The organism is Pseudomonas sp. NPDC089554 (assembly GCF_050280645.1).
Lineage (GTDB): Bacteria > Pseudomonadota > Gammaproteobacteria > Pseudomonadales > Pseudomonadaceae > Aquipseudomonas.
Map to the genome: position 1 here is coordinate 1 of NZ_JBNNVR010000112.1, position 14,969 is coordinate 14,969.

18 protein-coding genes and 2 pseudogenes are annotated in these 14,969 nt (G+C 65.1%); 12 read left to right on the forward strand and 8 right to left on the reverse strand.

Annotated elements, in window-relative coordinates; translation table 11 throughout:
• Positions 1-102: pseudogene (locus ACQKPE_RS23285) on the forward strand (histidinol dehydrogenase); the annotation flags it as partial.
• On the opposite strand, the pseudogene ACQKPE_RS23290 reads toward ACQKPE_RS23285, so the two are convergent.
• Positions 100-658 (reverse strand): annotated as a pseudogene (locus ACQKPE_RS23290) (nitroreductase family protein). The pseudogenes ACQKPE_RS23285 and ACQKPE_RS23290 overlap by 3 nt on opposite strands.
• A 145-nt stretch (positions 659-803) precedes the next feature.
• Here ACQKPE_RS23290 and ACQKPE_RS23295 point away from each other — a divergent pair.
• From ACQKPE_RS23295 to ACQKPE_RS23305, 3 genes are all read left to right on the forward strand, one after another.
• Positions 804-1,253 carry a YcgN family cysteine cluster protein gene (locus tag ACQKPE_RS23295; RefSeq protein WP_427669046.1) on the forward strand — a complete coding sequence of 150 codons (450 nt, stop codon included), beginning with the start codon at positions 804-806 and terminating at the stop codon, positions 1,251-1,253.
• Between the two features lie 41 nt (positions 1,254-1,294).
• Complete coding sequence (locus tag ACQKPE_RS23300) at positions 1,295-2,500, forward strand: hypothetical protein (protein ID WP_427669047.1); 1,206 nt, start codon at positions 1,295-1,297, stop codon at positions 2,498-2,500.
• Between the two features lie 146 nt (positions 2,501-2,646).
• On the forward strand, positions 2,647-3,225 hold the full coding sequence (locus ACQKPE_RS23305) for a hypothetical protein (RefSeq protein WP_427669048.1): 579 nt from the start codon (positions 2,647-2,649) through the stop codon (positions 3,223-3,225).
• Between the two features lie 25 nt (positions 3,226-3,250).
• On the opposite strand, the gene ACQKPE_RS23310 is transcribed toward ACQKPE_RS23305, so the two are convergent.
• The 3 genes from ACQKPE_RS23310 to ACQKPE_RS23320 form a co-directional block, all read right to left on the reverse strand.
• The gene (locus ACQKPE_RS23310) at positions 3,251-3,580 is read right to left on the reverse strand and encodes a YgaP family membrane protein (RefSeq protein WP_427669049.1); all 330 of its coding nucleotides are present in this window, start codon (positions 3,578-3,580) and stop codon (positions 3,251-3,253) included.
• 83 nt (positions 3,581-3,663) lie between these two features.
• Complete coding sequence (locus tag ACQKPE_RS23315; RefSeq protein WP_033699757.1) at positions 3,664-4,134, reverse strand: RNA methyltransferase; 471 nt, start codon at positions 4,132-4,134, stop codon at positions 3,664-3,666.
• 71 nt (positions 4,135-4,205) lie between these two features.
• On the reverse strand, positions 4,206-4,577 hold the full coding sequence (locus ACQKPE_RS23320; RefSeq protein ID WP_427669050.1) for a YajD family HNH nuclease: 372 nt from the start codon (positions 4,575-4,577) through the stop codon (positions 4,206-4,208).
• A 131-nt stretch (positions 4,578-4,708) separates the two neighbouring features.
• Here ACQKPE_RS23320 and ACQKPE_RS23325 point away from each other — a divergent pair, with 131 nt between their 5' ends.
• Positions 4,709-4,984, forward strand: coding sequence for a hypothetical protein (locus tag ACQKPE_RS23325; protein WP_427669051.1), 276 nt, complete (start codon positions 4,709-4,711; stop codon positions 4,982-4,984).
• On the opposite strand, the gene ACQKPE_RS23330 is transcribed toward ACQKPE_RS23325, so the two are convergent.
• Both ACQKPE_RS23330 and ACQKPE_RS23335 read right to left on the reverse strand, forming a co-directional pair.
• The gene (locus ACQKPE_RS23330; RefSeq protein ID WP_427669052.1) at positions 4,981-5,454 is read right to left on the reverse strand and encodes a cyclic nucleotide-binding domain-containing protein; all 474 of its coding nucleotides are present in this window, start codon (positions 5,452-5,454) and stop codon (positions 4,981-4,983) included. The two genes, ACQKPE_RS23325 and ACQKPE_RS23330, sit on opposite strands and share 4 nt — an antisense overlap.
• Before the next feature lie 55 nt (positions 5,455-5,509).
• Positions 5,510-7,549 carry a S9 family peptidase gene (locus ACQKPE_RS23335; RefSeq protein ID WP_427669053.1) on the reverse strand — a complete coding sequence of 680 codons (2,040 nt, stop codon included), beginning with the start codon at positions 7,547-7,549 and terminating at the stop codon, positions 5,510-5,512.
• Positions 7,550-7,638: 89 nt separating this feature from the next.
• Here ACQKPE_RS23335 and ACQKPE_RS23340 point away from each other — a divergent pair, with 89 nt between their 5' ends.
• The 3 genes from ACQKPE_RS23340 to ACQKPE_RS23350 are packed head-to-tail and all read left to right on the forward strand — an operon-like array spanning position 7,639 to position 9,462.
• The gene (locus ACQKPE_RS23340) at positions 7,639-8,148 is read left to right on the forward strand and encodes an MFS transporter (RefSeq protein ID WP_427669054.1); all 510 of its coding nucleotides are present in this window, start codon (positions 7,639-7,641) and stop codon (positions 8,146-8,148) included.
• 15 nt (positions 8,149-8,163) lie between these two features.
• The gene (locus tag ACQKPE_RS23345; RefSeq protein WP_427669055.1) at positions 8,164-8,931 is read left to right on the forward strand and encodes a class II glutamine amidotransferase; all 768 of its coding nucleotides are present in this window, start codon (positions 8,164-8,166) and stop codon (positions 8,929-8,931) included.
• Positions 8,932-8,940: 9 nt separating this feature from the next.
• Positions 8,941-9,462 carry a DUF2937 family protein gene (locus ACQKPE_RS23350; protein WP_427669056.1) on the forward strand — a complete coding sequence of 174 codons (522 nt, stop codon included), beginning with the start codon at positions 8,941-8,943 and terminating at the stop codon, positions 9,460-9,462.
• Here the strand turns inward: ACQKPE_RS23350 and ACQKPE_RS23355 are convergent.
• Positions 9,459-10,370: a LysR family transcriptional regulator gene (locus tag ACQKPE_RS23355; RefSeq protein WP_427669057.1), complete on the reverse strand. Its 912-nt coding sequence runs from the start codon at positions 10,368-10,370 to the stop codon at positions 9,459-9,461. The genes ACQKPE_RS23350 and ACQKPE_RS23355 overlap by 4 nt on opposite strands.
• A 129-nt stretch (positions 10,371-10,499) precedes the next feature.
• Between ACQKPE_RS23355 and ACQKPE_RS23360 the strand changes: the two genes are divergently transcribed.
• From ACQKPE_RS23360 to ACQKPE_RS23375, 4 genes are read left to right on the forward strand one after another with little or no spacing between them, the layout of a single operon-like run.
• Positions 10,500-11,786: an MFS transporter gene (locus ACQKPE_RS23360; RefSeq protein ID WP_427669058.1), complete on the forward strand. Its 1,287-nt coding sequence runs from the start codon at positions 10,500-10,502 to the stop codon at positions 11,784-11,786.
• Positions 11,787-11,795: 9 nt separating this feature from the next.
• On the forward strand, positions 11,796-12,575 hold the full coding sequence (locus ACQKPE_RS23365) for a 5-oxoprolinase subunit PxpA (RefSeq protein ID WP_427669059.1): 780 nt from the start codon (positions 11,796-11,798) through the stop codon (positions 12,573-12,575).
• Complete coding sequence (gene pxpB / locus ACQKPE_RS23370) at positions 12,572-13,261, forward strand: 5-oxoprolinase subunit PxpB (RefSeq protein ID WP_427669060.1); 690 nt, start codon at positions 12,572-12,574, stop codon at positions 13,259-13,261. The genes ACQKPE_RS23365 and pxpB overlap by 4 nt, the downstream gene beginning before the upstream one ends.
• Positions 13,258-14,175, forward strand: a complete 918-nt coding sequence (locus tag ACQKPE_RS23375) for a biotin-dependent carboxyltransferase family protein (protein ID WP_427669061.1) — start codon at positions 13,258-13,260, stop codon at positions 14,173-14,175. The genes pxpB and ACQKPE_RS23375 overlap by 4 nt, the downstream gene beginning before the upstream one ends.
• A 97-nt stretch (positions 14,176-14,272) precedes the next feature.
• On the opposite strand, the gene ACQKPE_RS23380 is transcribed toward ACQKPE_RS23375, so the two are convergent.
• Positions 14,273-14,969, reverse strand: a 697-nt coding sequence (locus ACQKPE_RS23380; RefSeq protein ID WP_427669062.1) for a VWA domain-containing protein, incomplete at its 5' end; no start/stop codon positions are given.

A 14,969-nucleotide genomic window follows, 5' to 3' on the forward strand; every position in this document is an offset into this window, starting at 1 on the left:
TACCCGTCGTCGGTACTGATGAACGCCATCCCGGCCAAGGTGGCTGGCGTCGGCGAGGTCGTGATGGTAGTGCCGACCCCGCGTGGCGAGATCAAGACCTTACAGGCTGAAATCCCCCTCAGCCGCCAACTCGCTCAACGGCCGACGCGGGCTTGGCATTTCACGCGCCTGCAAGCCTTCCTCCAGGCTCGCCTTGTCGCCCAGCTTGCCGATCGCCACCATGGCATGCAGCTCATACCCTTGCGGCACTTTCAGCTCAGTGCGCGCCAAGGCCTGGTCGAACCCGGCCATGCCGTGGGTGTGCCAGCCGCTGAGGGTGGCTTGCAGCGCCAAGTGGCCCCAGGCGGAACCGGTGTCGAAGGTGTGCCACAGCGCCGGTTTTTCCTCGCTGCTGCCGGGGGCGGCGAAGGTGCTCTTGGAGATCACCACCACCAGCGCCGAGGCCTGCTGCGCCCAGCTACGGTTGAAGGGCACCAGCAGGCTCAGGAAACGCTCCCAGTGCGGCGTGTCGCGGCGCGCGTAAAGGAAGCGCCACGGCTTCCAGGAAGCTCAGCAGGGTCTGTTCGCTGATCGGTTCGGCGGTGAAGGCCCGTGGCGACCAGCGGTTGATGAACTGCTCGTCGATGGCATGGTCGGCAATGCGTGGGGTTGCACTCATGGGGGCTCCAGGGGGGGCGTGGGGAAAGTTTGCACGCTACTGTGTCCGCCCAGGACTGACAAGCGGTCTGGTGTTGCCCAAAGCCAGCCTCTAGACTGGCGCCGCCGCGTGCCGCGGCTTCAAGTTCAACGCAGGAACCCGTGTGATGATCGCCGACCCCGCGCCTTTCTGGCGGCGCAAGACCCTCGAACAACTCAGCCCGCAGGAATGGGAGTCGCTTTGCGACGGCTGCGGCCTGTGCTGCCTGCAAAAACTCGAGGACGAGGACGACAACAGCGTCTATTACACGCGAATCGCCTGCAAACTGCTGGACATGACCACCTGCCAGTGCAGCGACTACCCCAACCGTTTCATTCACGTACCCGACTGCATCCAGCTCACGCCGGGCAAGGCCGACCAGTTCAAGTGGTTGCCAACCACTTGTGGCTACCGCCTGGTCAGCGAGGGCAAGGACCTGCCGCCCTGGCACCACCTGGTGTGCGGCGACCGCTCGCAGGTCCACGAGCAGCGTATCTCCCAGTCCGGGCGCATGCTCAGTGAGAGTGATGTGGATGAAGACGACTGGGAAGACCACCTGATTTTTCGCGCCGGCTGAAGCTGCTGCGTATTCGCCTCTGGGGAACAAGGAGTTTCTATATGCGTCGCCCGTTGTTGCTGCTCCTGGGCCTGTTGGCCTGCTCCCCGGCCTGGGCGAAGAAGGTCGAGCTGGACTACCAGGTACGCCTGCTGCCGCAAAACGGCCAGGCCGAGGTACGCCTGACCCTGTCCGAGGGCAGCGCGGTGCGCAGCCTGGACTTCGACCTGGAGGGCACGGCCAGCTATAGCGATTTTCTTGCCGACGGCCAATGGCAGCAGCAGGGCAAGCGCGGTGTGTGGCGCCCTGCGCCAGGCAAGACCAGCCTGACCTATCGCGTACGTCTCGACGCGCAGCCCAAGGGCGGTGTGCACGAGGCGCGTATCACCGAGCACTGGGCGCTGCTGCGTGGCGAGCAGTTGGTACCCCCGGCACGCCTCGACCAGCAGGACGGCACCGAGCTGGCCGCGCGCCTGGCCTTCGAACTGCCGGCAGGCTGGAGCGTCGAGACCGCCTGGCCGCGCATCGGCAAGCAGAAGTTTCGTATCGACAATGTCTCGCGGTTGTTCGACCGCCCCACCGGTTGGGTGCTGGCCGGCAACCTGGGCAGCCGCCGCGCGCGGCTGGGCGATACCGAAGTGACCGTGGCCGCGCCGCAAGGGCAGGGCATGCGGCGCATGGACACACTGACCTTGCTGACGTTCGTCTGGCCACAATTGCAAGCAGTGTTCCCGCGCAACCCCTCCAAGGTCTTGGTAGTGGGGGCGCGCGACGACATGTGGCGGGGCGCGCGCGCCGCACATAACTCGCTGTACCTGCACAGCAGCCGGCCCTTGATCGACGAGCGCGGTACCAGCCCGCTGCTGCGCGAACTGGTGCAGTTGTTCGCGCAGATCAACGACCACGACCGCAGCGACTGGGTCGGCGAGAGCCTGACCGAATACTACGCCACCGAAGTGCTACGCCGTGCCGGGGGGATCAGCGACGACCGCTACCAGGCCTTGCAGGCGCGCCTGAACAAGAAAGCGGCGAAGGTGAAGACCCTGCGCGGCGATCAGGTGGATGCCGCCCAGGTGGCGCGGGGCGTGTTGCTGTTGCAGACGCTGGATCGGGAAATTCGCCTGCACAACCACGACAAGCGCTCGCTGGACGACGTCACCCGTGCGCTGATGCGTGTGCCGAGTGTCAGCACCGAGATGTTCATCCAGCTCAGCGAAAGTGTGTTGGGACGCGAGTCCGAGGTGTTGCAGAGCAAGCTGCTGAAGTAGCGGGCCTCTTTGGACGCAACCGCTTCTGGAGGCGTGTAGCCAGGCAAAAAAACGCAGGAATAAAAACCTCGGCTCGAACGTTAGGTAGTTGAGCCCCGCCTTCCGGCCCCGGAAGCGGATATCGACGACCTGTTGGGAAGCTGAGTATGGATTTCTACCGAGGTGACGATCGCAACTTCTTTCAATCGGACATACATGAAAATGGCTTTGAACCTCGCTATCGGCGTGCCGACAGAAAAGAAGGGTATGACCTGTTCGAGCAGTTCAAAAGCGAAAGACCAAAGGCTATCGACCTGAAAATGTTTCTTCAGGGCTCTCCCCAACATGGCGTTGTAGCAACGTCGCTGGCGACCTCGGGGGCTTACGAAGGCAAGGGGCAACTGTACAAGATCAGCATTCCCGACAACGAGCTGGTGGCCCTCTCGCTCGACAAGAACTTGAACGTGGTCAAACAAGTACCTTTGGCCGACCTGCTGGACAAGGATGACTTCTATTTGATCTACACCGGGCAAAGCCCGCAAAGCTCGGAGCTCGTCGGGTTCGTGCACAAGGGAGGCGTGCGCGAAGCAACGTTTTTCAACCCGATCCCCTTGCGCTATATCGCCGGCACCATGACCCAGCCCCGAGGAAGCGACAAGTATGTCTGCTTGCCTGTTCCGCAAAAAGACAAGCAGGACTGGTTCAAAGGCCTGGGCAAAGGCCCGGCGCCAGCCCCTCCCCGGTAACCGAGGTCGGCAGCCTAGATCGCTGCTAGCTTGCCAGCGGGTCCTTGCCTGTCACCGTGACCGCTCGCGTCGCGGCATCGGCGCTGGCCTTGAGCGCTTGCAGCTCGCGTGCGCTGCGCTGAATGTCTGCACGCAGGCCCAGGTACTCGGCGCGATGACGCTGCCACCAGGCCTTGGTCGAGCAATGTCCACTGACACCACGGGCCAGGGCCAGGCCACCGACCACCACCTGCAACAGGCCGATCGCGCCGCCGTGGCGCAGCCCTTTGCCGATCATCAATGCGCCACCGGCCAGCGAGCTGGCGCGCTCCCAGCCGTGGACGTTGCTGTCGGATGCCGAATGAGTATCGCGCATGGGAACCTCTCCTTTGGGGTGTTTGCAACTGACAGCACGTAGCCACGTGCTGTTCCCGGCAATTGCCCAAAGGCCAGGCGAGGCTACTTGAACTTGGGGCCCGAGCGGGTGTTCAGGCCCTTGGCCAGGCGGTCGTAGAGCACCACGTTGACGGTTGCGGCGAGGTTCATGCAGCCCTCGGTGGGGATGTAGATGGTTTCTTCGCACCAGGCGCGCACGCTGGCATCGAGGCTGCCGTCTTCGGGGCCGAAGATGTAGATCGCGCGGTCGGGGTGGGTGTATTCGGGCAGCGGGCGGGCGCCCTCGACCAGCTCCACCGCCACCGGCGTGCAGCCCAGGGGAATGATGCGTTGCAGGTCGTCGATGCCGATCAGCGGGATGTCGTAGTGCACCCGCTTGGTGTCGGTGACGAAGTCGCGGGCGCGCTCATAGCGCTTGCCGGTATAGAACACCGAGTTGACGCCGTAGCAGCCTGCCGCACGCATGACCGAGCCGACGTTCTCGGCAGACTTGGGGTTGAACAGGCCGATGCAGCTGTACCGTTTGTTCGCCACGGGTCGGGGACCTTCGCAAAAAAAGCGCGATTATACGGGCTTGCCGACGCTGTGGGCGGATGAATCGACGGTCAGTCCTTCTTCAGCAAGCTGGCCAGCCCGGCGAACGGGTTGTGAGTGGCCTTGTCGATCTTCGGCGTGCTCAACGAGCCATCGCTGAAGTACTGCTGGTCGGTGTAGCGCGAGTGCTCGTTGTCGTGGCAGTACAGGCACAGCAGTTCCCAGTTGGAGCCGTCCTGGGGGTTGTTGTCGTGGTTGTGGTCGCGGTGGTGCACGGTCAGCTCCGACAGGCGCTTGCCGGAGAACTCGCGGGCGCAGCGGCCGCAGACGTGGGGGTACATTTTCAGGGCCTTGTCGCGGTAGCCCATTTCCTTGTCGCGCTTGGCATCGGCGAGGATGCGGTCGAGGCGGGCGGTGGCGGCGGAGGTGGAAGCAGAACTCATGGCGGTTCCTTGGTGTTGAGCGGGCCAATGACGGTAATGCCTTGAGTTTAGCGCGCCATGGGTACGATCGGACAGGCAGAAACCTCAACTTGGGCTTAGCCTGTAGGAAGGTTCCCGACAGGAGGTTGCTGATGTTCCCTGCGCTCCTCGCAACATGGCTGCTGCTGGCCATGCCGTTGGCCGAGGCCGGCCAAACGCCGCGAATCGTCACCCCGGTGCCCGGCGCGCCAGGTACGGCCACGCCCACGCCATACCCGCAGATCACCCCCAGCACGCCGCCCAAGGCCGGTGACAGCCAGCCCGGCGCGCCCTTGCTGCCGCCGATGCCGGTACCCGGCCCGCCGAAGGACCAGCCCCTGCCAGGCTTGTCGCCCGACCCCGGCAAGGCGCCGCCGAAAGACGACTAGACCTGCTGTGCCAGGCGCTGGCCGTCCTGCATGCGCAGGCGCCTGGACAGCGCCACGGCCAGGGCACGGATGATGCGTGCAGCGATGCGCGGGGCTTCGTTGAGCATCTTGTCCAGCGAATCCTTGCCCAGGGTGAGTAGTTGGCAATCGCTGGCCGCCACGCAACTGGCCGAGCGCCGTTCACCGTCGAGCACGGCCATCTCGCCAAAGGCCCGGCCCTTGCGCAGGGTGGCGATTTCCACTTGCTGGCCACTGCCGTCGGTCTTGCGCACCGACACCACGCCACGATGCAGGATGCACATGAAGGTGCCGGCGTCGCCTTCCTGGAAGATGGTTTCGCCTTCGCTCATGCTGGCCAGGCTGAAGTAACCGGCGGCGGCCAGGCAGTCGGCGGGTTGCAGGCTGTCGAACAGCCCGCAGTCCAGGAGCATGTCGCGGATTTCGCTATTGAGGTGAGTCGGGTCGGGCATGTGTTGTTCTTCTATCCGGCGATTGTCCGAAGCCTATGACAACGAAAAACGCGTTTTACACCACGCCCAGCTCATTGAAGACGAACGCATATTCCAAGGCCACGTCGCGCAGCCCCTGGTAGCGTCCGCTCATGCCGCCGTGGCCGGCGCCCATCTCGGTCTTGAGCAGCAGCAGGTGGTCGTCGGTCTTGCGGGTACGCAGGCGTGCGACCCACTTGGCCGCCTCCCAGTACTGCACACGGCTGTCGTTGTAGCCGGCGACCACCAGCATCGCCGGGTAGGCCTGGGCCTTGACGTTCTCGTAGGGGGCGTAGGCCTTGATCCGGTCGTATACCTCGGGCTCCTCGGGGTTGCCCCATTCGTCGTATTCGGTGACGGTCAGCGGCAGTTCGGGGTCGAGCATGGTGTTGAGCACGTCGACGAAGGGCACCTCGGCGATGGCGCAGCGCAGCAGCTCCGGGCGCTGGTTGAGCACCGCGCCTATCAGCAGCCCCCCGGCACTGCCGCCGCTGATGGCCAGGCGCTCGCGGGTGGTCACGCCCTCGGCGATCAGGTGCTCGGCGCAGGCGATGAAGTCATCGAAGCTGTTCTGCTTGTGCTCCTGCTTGCCCGCGCGGTACCAGGCCTCGCCCAGCTCGCCGCCGCCACGCACATGGGCGATGGCGAAAGCCACGCCGCGTTCGAGCAGGCTCAGGCGGGCGTGGGAGAACCAGGGGTCGAGGCTTTCGCCGTAGGCACCGTAGCCATAGAGGTACAGCGGCACGGGCTGGCCTAGCGTATCGCGGCGCTGCACCAGGCTGATCGGCACCTGCGTGCCGTCCTTGGCGGTGGCCCACAGGCGCTGGCTGATGTAGTCGTCGGCATTGAAGGGGCCGAGCACCGGGGTTTGCTTGAGCACTTGCTGCTGGCCGCTGGCGAGCGCCAGCTGTCGCACCTGGGCTGGGCGGTTGAGGGCTTCGTAGCGCAGGCGGATGCGTGGGCTTGCGAACTCCAGGCTGTCCTGCACGTAGAGGCTGTAGGCGGCGTCCGGCAGTTCGACGCGGTAGGCCGCAAGGCCTCGCGGGTGCACCTCGATGATCGGCAGGCCACCTTCGCGCAGGCTCAGGCTCAGGGCCTCGGCGTTCAGGCTCAGGCCTTCGAGCATGATGTCGTCGCGGTGCGCCACCAGCACCTGCCACTGCTCGCGGGTGGGCACTTGGTCGGCGGGGGCCTGGAACAACGCGAAGTTGATGCCGTGCTGGTTGCTGCGGATGAACCAGCGCCACTGGCCGTCGAGCTGGCCATGGTCGGGGAAGTACTCGTGGCCTTCCTCGCGCGGCGCCAGGCACTGGAAGTCGGCGTGCGGGGTCGCGGAATCGAGCACCCAGGCCTCGCTGGTGGTCTTGCTGTTGAGCAGCAGCACCAGCTGGCGCTCGGAGCTGGCGCGGTAGCAGTGCAGGAAGAAACGCCCGTCGGCCTCCTCGAACACTTGCTGCGCACCTTCCTCACCGAGGGTGTGACGCAGCAGGCGCCAGGGGCGGTGGGTGTCGTCCAGCTGGGCGAAGAACAGCGTGCGGCTGTCGTTGGCCCAGGTCATGCTGCCATCGCAATCCTCGAAGGGCAGGGCGCTGAGGCAGCCGCTGGCCAGGTCCTTGATGTACAGGGTGTAGATTTCGTCGCCGCTGGTATCGAGGCTGTAGGCCAACAGCTTGTGGTCGGGGCTGACGTTGAAGGCGCCCAGGGCCAGGAAGCCGCCGGCGGCCAGCTCGTTGGGGTCGAGCAGCAGTTGCTCCTGGCTTTCATCGACCGTGTTGCTGTCGTCGGCCGGGCGCGGGCAGCGGTAGTGGCGGGGGTACTCGTCGCCCACGGTGGTGCGGGTGTAGTACAGGTACGGGCCCCACGGCGAGGGCAGCGACAGGTCGGTTTCCAGGATGCGGCCCTTGATTTCCTCGAACAGCTGTTCGCGCAGGGGCGCCTGTTCGGCCAGGCAGCTTTGCTGGTAGGCGTTCTCGGCGTGCAGGTAGGCCAGCACTTCGGGCGTGTCGCGGTCTTGCAGCCAGGCGTAGGGGTCGGCGCCTTCGGCTTGGTGGGCGATCGGGGGTTGGGTGGTCGACATGGGCGATCTCTGGGCTGAGGACTGGGGGGCGCCTGCGCCCGCAAAAGTGTTTATCATAGGCGCCTCTTTGCCTGGCTTGCACGAACACCATGACCGAGAACGACTATACCCTCGCCTGGGGGCTGTACGCCTTTGCCGCCCTGGGCTGCCTGTGGGTGAGTTTCAAGCTCACCGGCTGGATGTGGCGCTGGCTGCGCGAGCCGCTGCGGGTAATCGTGGCGGTGCTGCTGCTGACCCCGACCATCGTCGACCCGGTCAAGGAGGCCTTTGCCCCGGCCATCGCCATCACTGCCCTGGATGTCGCCTTCAAGGTCGGCAACAACGCCTGGCGCGCTGCCTCCGATCTGGCCATGTATGGCCTGATCGCCTTCGCCCTGTACGCCGTGTTCGTGTTCATCCGCTGGCCGCTGGAAAAGCGCGCCCGTGCCCGCCGCGAACAGGCCGAGGCCGCAGCCAAGCGCCAGGCCGCCGAGGATGCGCAGGTGACCGCACCGGCCGAGGTGACGGCCGACCGCCGCGACCGCTACCGCGACGATCCCGCACCGGTACCGCCACGCCGCCCCGGCGCCGCTGGTGGCCGGGTCGAGCCACGGGTCTAGGACGGAGCCAGGCACATGTGTGAATTGCTGGGCATGAGTGCCAACGTTCCCACCGACATCGTCTTCAGCTTCACCGGCCTCATGCAGCGCGGCGGGCGTACCGGCCCGCACCGTGATGGCTGGGGCATCGGTTTCTATGAAGGGCGCGGTCTGCGCCTGTTCCAGGACCCGGCGGCGAGCAGCGAGTCGGAGGTGGCCAACCTGGTGCAGCGCTACCCGATCAAGAGCGAGGTGGTCATTGGCCACATTCGCCAGGCCAATGTCGGCAAGGTCTGCCTGTCCAATACCCACCCGTTCGTGCGCGAGCTGTGGGGGCGCAACTGGTGCTTCGCACACAACGGCCAGTTGGCCGACTTGCAGGGCCGCACCACCTTCTACCGGCCAGTCGGCGATACCGACAGCGAGGCGGCGTTCTGCGATTTGCTCAACCGCGTGCGCGAGGCGTTTCCGGAGCCGGTGGCCGTGGAGCAACTGCTGCCGGTGCTGGTCTCGGCCTGCGCCGAGTATCGGGGCAAGGGGGTATTCAACTGCCTGCTCAGCGACGGCGACTGGCTGTTCTGCTTCTGTTCGACCAAGCTTGTACACATCACCCGGCGCGCCCCATTTGGTGCCGCGCGGTTGAAGGATGTCGACCTGATCGTGGATTTTCAGGCCGAAACCACCCCCAATGACGTGGTCACGGTGATCGCCACCGAGGCCCTGACCGAGAACGAGACCTGGCAGCAGTACGCCCCGGGTCAATGGGCCCTGTGGCGGCATGGCGAATGCGTCGCCAAGGGGTAAGGACACACCATGTTCAGAAGCTACTTGCGTTTGTTGCTGTTCACCTTCGGCCTGCTGGCCGGTATCCAGGTGCCGGGGCTGGTCAAGGACTACAGCCAGCGGGTCGAGGCGCACCTGCTGGAGTCGCGCCAGGCGCTGTCGGGCTTCCAGGAAACCGCCACGCGCTTTTTCAAGGGTGACTTGCAGGCGCTGTTGCGCCACTACCGCAGCAGCGACGACCCGGTGTTCAACAGCGATGCCAACAGCATCGAGAGCCTGATGATCCGCAACCAGTTGCTCGAGACCGAATGGCAGGCGCTGCAAGGCAGCTGGGTGAGCCGCAGCTGGCATGTGTTGGCGCAGCCCGACCCGCAGCTGCGCGAGGAGACGCTCAAGGGCTACAGCTACCAGATCCTGCTGGTGCCCGAGGCGATCGGCTGGGGCATTGGCGCAGGCTTCCTGCTGGCGTTCGTGGTCGAGAGCCTGCTGCTGGTGATCGGCTGGGTGGCGCTCGGTGGGCGGCGCAGGTCGGTGAAGGAAAGCTGGCGCTAGACCAACACGATCCGCTGCTCCCCCACATCCTGCGCATAGCGCTCCAGCACCTGCCGGCACAAGGTCACCACCTCCTCCACCAGTTCTACCCCGGTCTGCCAGGCCACCACCAGCTCAAGGCTGGGGGGTGGTTGCAGGCCGGTTAGCAGCACCAACTCCCCTCGCGCAAGTTCCGCATCGACCAGCGCCGGCGGCAGGGCGCCGATGCCGAAGCCGTCGCGCAGCAGCCGGGTGATCGCCGCCACCGAATTCACACAGTTCAACCGGGGTGCCTGGGCGCCTGCGGCTTGCAGCAAGCTCAGCACCTCCTGGTGCGGCCGTGAGTTCTTCGAGAAGGTAATGACCCGCTCGCGTGCCAGCTCTGCCAGCGAGGCGTAGCTGCGGTGGTGCAGCGAGCCTGCGGCGACCACCCAGCCCATCGGGTAGCGCGCCAGGTCCAGGCTGCGGATGCTCGTTTCGCGCACGAGGTCGGTTTGCAGGATCACATCGAGAAAGCCTTTTTGCAGCTGTTCGCGCAAGTTCAGCGCCGTATCGGCGACCAACTCGATTTCCACCTGCGGGTAGAGCACGCCCAGCTCGGCCACCAGCGCGCTCATCCAGGTGTGGATCACCGTGTCCATCACACCCAGGCGAATGCGCCCGACCTTGGCGCGCTCGCCGCCCAGCGACTGCTTCATGGCCTGGGCGGTGTCGAGCATGCGCTCGGCGTATTCCAGCACTTTGCTGCCTTCCGGCGTCAGGCTCACGCCGCGCGAGTCGCGCAGCAGCAGTTTCACACCCAGGTCGGCCTCCAGCGCGGCGATGCGGCTGGACACCGACGCCTGGGTGGTGAACAGCTTCTCGGCAGTAAGGCGAAAGCTCTTGAGCCGGGCGACCCAGACGAAGGTTTCGAGGAAACGTAGGTTCATAATCGGTTTTTCTTGTTCCAGACCTGGGGTTTTTCTCGTTGGACGCAAACGGTGCGGCCTTTGAACAATGGTGCCAGGCCACGACGCCGCGCGTCGTCCGTAAAACAATACCAACAAGCCGAGGCATCCATGAACCCGACCGGCGTGCAACAGCAGGCCCCCGCCCGACCTTCGAGCGGCCCCTTCGCCTGGTACCGCGACATCGACACCCAGCAACGACGCACCTTCTGGAGCTGCAAGATCGGCTATGGCCTGGACGGCATGGACACCCAGATGCTCAGCTTCGTCATCCCCACCCTGATCGCCCTGTGGGGCATCAGCACCACCGAGGCCGGGCTGATCCACACCAGCACGCTGATCGCCTCGGCCCTGGGTGGCTGGATCGCCGGCATTCTTTCCGACCGCATCGGCCGGGTGCGCACCTTGCAACTGACGGTGCTGTGGTTCGCCTTCTTCACTTTCCTCTGCGGCTTCGCGCAGAACTACGAGCAACTGCTGATCGCCCGCACCCTGATGGGCTTCGGTTTCGGCGGCGAATGGACCGCTGGCGCGGTGCTGATCGGCGAGGTGATTCGCGCCCAGGACCGCGGCAAGGCGGTGGGTATGGTGCAGTCGGGCTGGGCCATCGGCTGGGGCCTTACCGCCATCCTCTACGCGCTGCTGTTCTCCCTGATGCCGCCTGAATATGCCTGGCGCGCGCTGTTCCTGCTGGGGCTGCTGCCGGCCATCTTCGTGATCTTCGTGCGCCGCCTGGTGAAAGACCCCGAGGTGTACCGCGAGGCCAAGAAGGTCGAGCAGGCCGAGGCACCTTCGCACTTCTACGAGATCTTCGCCCCCGGCATGCTGTGGATCACTCTGCGGGCCTCGCTGCTGACCACCGGCGCGCTGGGCGGCTACTACGCCATCACCTCGTGGCTGCCGACCTTCCTGAAGAACGAGCGCGGCCTGAGCGTGCTGGGCACTGGCGGCTACCTGGCGATGGTGATCGTCGGTTCGTACGTGGGCTATGTGATCAGCGCGTACCTCACCGACATCCTGGGCCGCAAGAAGAACTTCATCCTGTTCGCCGTGGGCTCGTTCGTGATCGTGCTGTTGTACACGCAGATGTCGGTCAGCGATGGCGTGATGCTGTGGCTGGGCTTCCCATTGGGCTTCTTCGCCTCGGGCATCTTCAGTGGCATGGGCTCGTTCCTGACAGAGCTGTTCTCCACTCGTATTCGTGGCTCGGGGCAGGGTTTTTGCTACAACATCGGCCGCGCCATCGCCGCGTTCTTCCCGCTGCTGATCGGCTTGCTCAGCCAGAAAGTGCCGCTGGGCATGGGCATTGGCGCTTTCGCCGCCGTCTCCTATGGCGTGGTGATCCTCGCGGCGCTGAGCCTGCCGGAAACCCGCGGCAAAGAGCTCCAGGCACGGTAAGGTAGGCACATGAACCCTCGAACAGGAGCACGCCAGGTGAAACGCCTGCTACTCAATTGCGACATGGGCGAAAGTTTCGGCAGCTGGCGCATGGGCCTGGATGCCGAGGTCATGCCTTACGTGGACTGCGCCAACATCGCCTGCGGCTACCACGCCGGCGACCCCAGCATCATGCGCCGCACCGTGGGCCTTGCGCTGCAACACGGGGTTTCCATCGGCGCGCACCCGGCCTACCCGGACCTGGTTGGTTTCGGCCGTCGCTCGATGGCGTGCAGCCTGGAAGAAATCCGCGACCTGTTGCACTACCAGATCGGTGCCCTTGATGGCATCTGCAAGGTGCTCGGCGGGCGCGTGGCCTATGTGAAGCCCCATGGCGCGCTGTACAACGACATGATGGCCGACCCACTCAAGTTGCGCGCTGTGCTGGAAGCGGTAGCCGCCTACGACGCTAGTCTGCCATTGATGCTAATGGCCACCGCCGATAACAGCGCCGCCCAGGCCCTGGGCGATGAAATCGGCGTGCCGCTGTGGTTCGAGGCGTTCGCCGACCGTGCCTACACCGCCAGCGGCCACCTGATGTCGCGGCGTTTGCCGGGGGCTGTGCATCATAAGTCGGCGAAGGTGCTGGAGCAGGCGCTGCGCCTTGCCCGTGGCGAGGCGCTGGTGGCTGACGATGGCAGTGCGCTGCAATTGCATGCCAGCACCTTGTGCGTACATGGCGACAACGAAAGCTCGGTGGCAGCGGTACGCCAGATCCGCCAGGCCCTCGATGCTCTGGAGCAGGCATGAACCCACGTATCGAAGTGGTAGCGATCGACAGCCTGATGGTGCGCCTGTTCGATGCCATCGATGAAGCCAACATGCCGTGGGTCCTCGCCGCCAGCCAACGCCTGAGCCAGGCGTTCGGCGCGCATCTGGTCGACCTGGTGCCGTCGTACACCACGCTGATGGTGCAGTTCGACCTGGCCCCCAGCGAGGCGCGAATGCGCGTTCAAGAGGCGTTACACGACTTGCAGCCGGATACTGGCAATAGCGGGCGTCGGCATGAAATCCCGGTGTGGTACCACCCAAGCGTCGGCCCCGAACTCCCAGTGCTGGCAGCCCGCAGCGGCCTGAGCGAGGCCGAGGTAGTGCGCCTGCACAGCGAGCGCGAATACCCGGTGTTCGCCCTGGGTTTCGCGCCTGGTTTCGGCTTCATGGGCCTGGTGGACGAGCGCCTGGCCACGCCGCGCCTGAGCACTCCGCGCAAGCGCGTGGCAGCCGGCAGCGTGGGCATCGCCGAACGCCAGACTGCCGCATACCCGGCTGTTTCACCGGGCGGCTGGAACCTGATCGGGCGTACCCCGGTACGTCTGTTCGACGGCGAAGGCTACAGCCTGCTGCAACCCGGCGACCGAGTGCGTTTCGTGGCGGTTTCCCACGATGAGTTCATGGCACTGGGCGGCGACGACAGCCCGTTGGAGGCCCAGGCATGACGAAGTTGACGATCGAGGCCAGCACCGCGCTGTGCCAGTTACAGGACGCCGGGCGCTTCGGCGTGCGTCACCTGGGCGTGACCCAGGGCGGCGCACTGGACTGGGTGGCGATGAACTGGGCCAACTGGCTGCTGGGCAATGCGCTGGGCGCGCCGGTGGTAGAGATTGCGTTGGGAGGCTTCAGCGTGGTGGCCGAGGCCGATTGCGTGCTGGCCCTGGCCGGTGCCGACCTGGATGCACATATCGATGACCAGCCCGTGGCGCCCTGGCGCAGTTTCACCCTGCGCAAGGGCCAGCGCCTGGCGTTCAAGCAGCCGCGCCAGGGCATTCGCGCTTACTTGGCGGCGCCAGGCGGCTTCCAGGGCAAGGCGGTCTTGGGCAGTTGTGCCACCGTGATTCGTGAGGAACTGGGCGGTATCGAAGGCCGTGGCCAGGCGTTGGGTAAAGGGCAGGCGTTGCGCTTCGCCGGTGATATGCCAGCACCGCGCGAGGTGCCCGAGCCGCTGCGTCCGGTCTACGCCGAAAAGCCTGTGCTGGACTTGGTGATAGGCGCGCAGATCGGCTATTTCAGCGGCACCAGCCTGTTCGAAGCGTTCAACCGCGACTGGACCTTGGACGCACGCGGCGATCGTATGGGCATCCGGCTGCTCGGGCCGCAACTGGAATATCAGGGTGCGCCGATGATTTCCGAGGGCATTCCCTTGGGCGCGGTGCAGGTGCCGCCGGATGGGCAACCGATCGTGCTGCTTAATGATCGACAGACCATTGGCGGGTATCCGCGCTTGGGGGCGTTGACGCCGTTGGCGTTGGCGCAGTTGGCCCAATGCATGCCGGGGGCGCAGGTGCGGTTTCGGGCGGTGGTGCAGGATGAGGCGTGGCGGAGGCAGCAAGGGTATCTGCAACGCTGGTGTTGAGGCGACTGGCGCATTCGCGGGCAAGCCCGCTCCTACAGAAGCTGTGGAGAACCCTGTAGGAGCGGGCTTGCCCGCGAATGCGCCAGTGCAGACAACGCTACTTGGACAAGTAGCGCATCCCGTCTTCCAACCCCTGCAAGGTCAGCGGGAACATCCTGTCCTCGACCAAATCCCGCACCAAATGCGTCGAGGCGGTGTAGTCCCAGGTCTGTTTCGGGTACGGGTTGATCCAGATGATCTTCTTGAATTTCTCCATGAAGCGCTGCATCCACACGTATCCGGCTTCCTCGTTCCAGTGCTCGACGCTGCCACCCGGCTGGGTGATCTCGTAGGGCGCCATGGCCGCGTCGCCGACGAACACCACCTTGTAGTCGTCGCCGTACTTGTGCAATAAATCGAAGGTGGAGAAACGCTCCGAGGTGCGGCGCAGGTTGTTCTTCCACACCGACTCGTAGACGAAATTGTGGAAGTAGTAGTACTCCAAGTGCTTGAACTCGGTCTTGCAGGCCGAGAACAGCTCTTCGCAGACCTTCACATGGGCGTCCATCGAGCCGCCGATGTCGAACAGCAACAGCAGCTTGACCGTGTTGCGGCGCTCCGGGCGCATCTGGATGTTCAACAGGCCCGCATCGCGCGCGGTGTGGTCGATGGTGCCGTCGATGTCCAGCTCCTCGGCCGCGCCTTCGCGGGCGAACTTGCGCAGGCGGCGCAGGGCCAGCTTGATATTGCGCGTGCCGAGCTCGACCTGGTCGTCAAAGCCCGGCATGAGGCAAAGCGCTGGCAGCGATAGCAGC

Excerpts from the sequence above, each read along its gene's own strand:
- ACQKPE_RS23295 (WP_427669046.1), top strand. The coding sequence starts at position 804 with ATGATCGCCGACCCCGCGCCTTTCTGGCGGCGCAAGACCCTCGAACAA.
- ACQKPE_RS23300 (WP_427669047.1), top strand. The coding sequence starts at position 1,295 with ATGCGTCGCCCGTTGTTGCTGCTCCTGGGCCTGTTGGCCTGCTCCCCG.
- ACQKPE_RS23305 (WP_427669048.1), top strand. The coding sequence starts at position 2,647 with ATGGATTTCTACCGAGGTGACGATCGCAACTTCTTTCAATCGGACATA.
- ACQKPE_RS23310 (WP_427669049.1), bottom strand. The coding sequence starts at position 3,580 with ATGCGCGATACTCATTCGGCATCCGACAGCAACGTCCACGGCTGGGAG.
- ACQKPE_RS23320 (WP_427669050.1), bottom strand. The coding sequence starts at position 4,577 with ATGAGTTCTGCTTCCACCTCCGCCGCCACCGCCCGCCTCGACCGCATC.
- ACQKPE_RS23325 (WP_427669051.1), top strand. The coding sequence starts at position 4,709 with ATGTTCCCTGCGCTCCTCGCAACATGGCTGCTGCTGGCCATGCCGTTG.
- ACQKPE_RS23330 (WP_427669052.1), bottom strand. The coding sequence starts at position 5,454 with ATGCCCGACCCGACTCACCTCAATAGCGAAATCCGCGACATGCTCCTG.
- ACQKPE_RS23335 (WP_427669053.1), bottom strand. The coding sequence starts at position 7,549 with ATGTCGACCACCCAACCCCCGATCGCCCACCAAGCCGAAGGCGCCGAC.
- ACQKPE_RS23340 (WP_427669054.1), top strand. The coding sequence starts at position 7,639 with ATGACCGAGAACGACTATACCCTCGCCTGGGGGCTGTACGCCTTTGCC.
- ACQKPE_RS23345 (WP_427669055.1), top strand. The coding sequence starts at position 8,164 with ATGTGTGAATTGCTGGGCATGAGTGCCAACGTTCCCACCGACATCGTC.
- ACQKPE_RS23350 (WP_427669056.1), top strand. The coding sequence starts at position 8,941 with ATGTTCAGAAGCTACTTGCGTTTGTTGCTGTTCACCTTCGGCCTGCTG.
- ACQKPE_RS23355 (WP_427669057.1), bottom strand. The coding sequence starts at position 10,370 with ATGAACCTACGTTTCCTCGAAACCTTCGTCTGGGTCGCCCGGCTCAAG.
- ACQKPE_RS23360 (WP_427669058.1), top strand. The coding sequence starts at position 10,500 with ATGAACCCGACCGGCGTGCAACAGCAGGCCCCCGCCCGACCTTCGAGC.
- ACQKPE_RS23365 (WP_427669059.1), top strand. The coding sequence starts at position 11,796 with ATGAACCCTCGAACAGGAGCACGCCAGGTGAAACGCCTGCTACTCAAT.
- pxpB (WP_427669060.1), top strand. The coding sequence starts at position 12,572 with ATGAACCCACGTATCGAAGTGGTAGCGATCGACAGCCTGATGGTGCGC.
- ACQKPE_RS23375 (WP_427669061.1), top strand. The coding sequence starts at position 13,258 with ATGACGAAGTTGACGATCGAGGCCAGCACCGCGCTGTGCCAGTTACAG.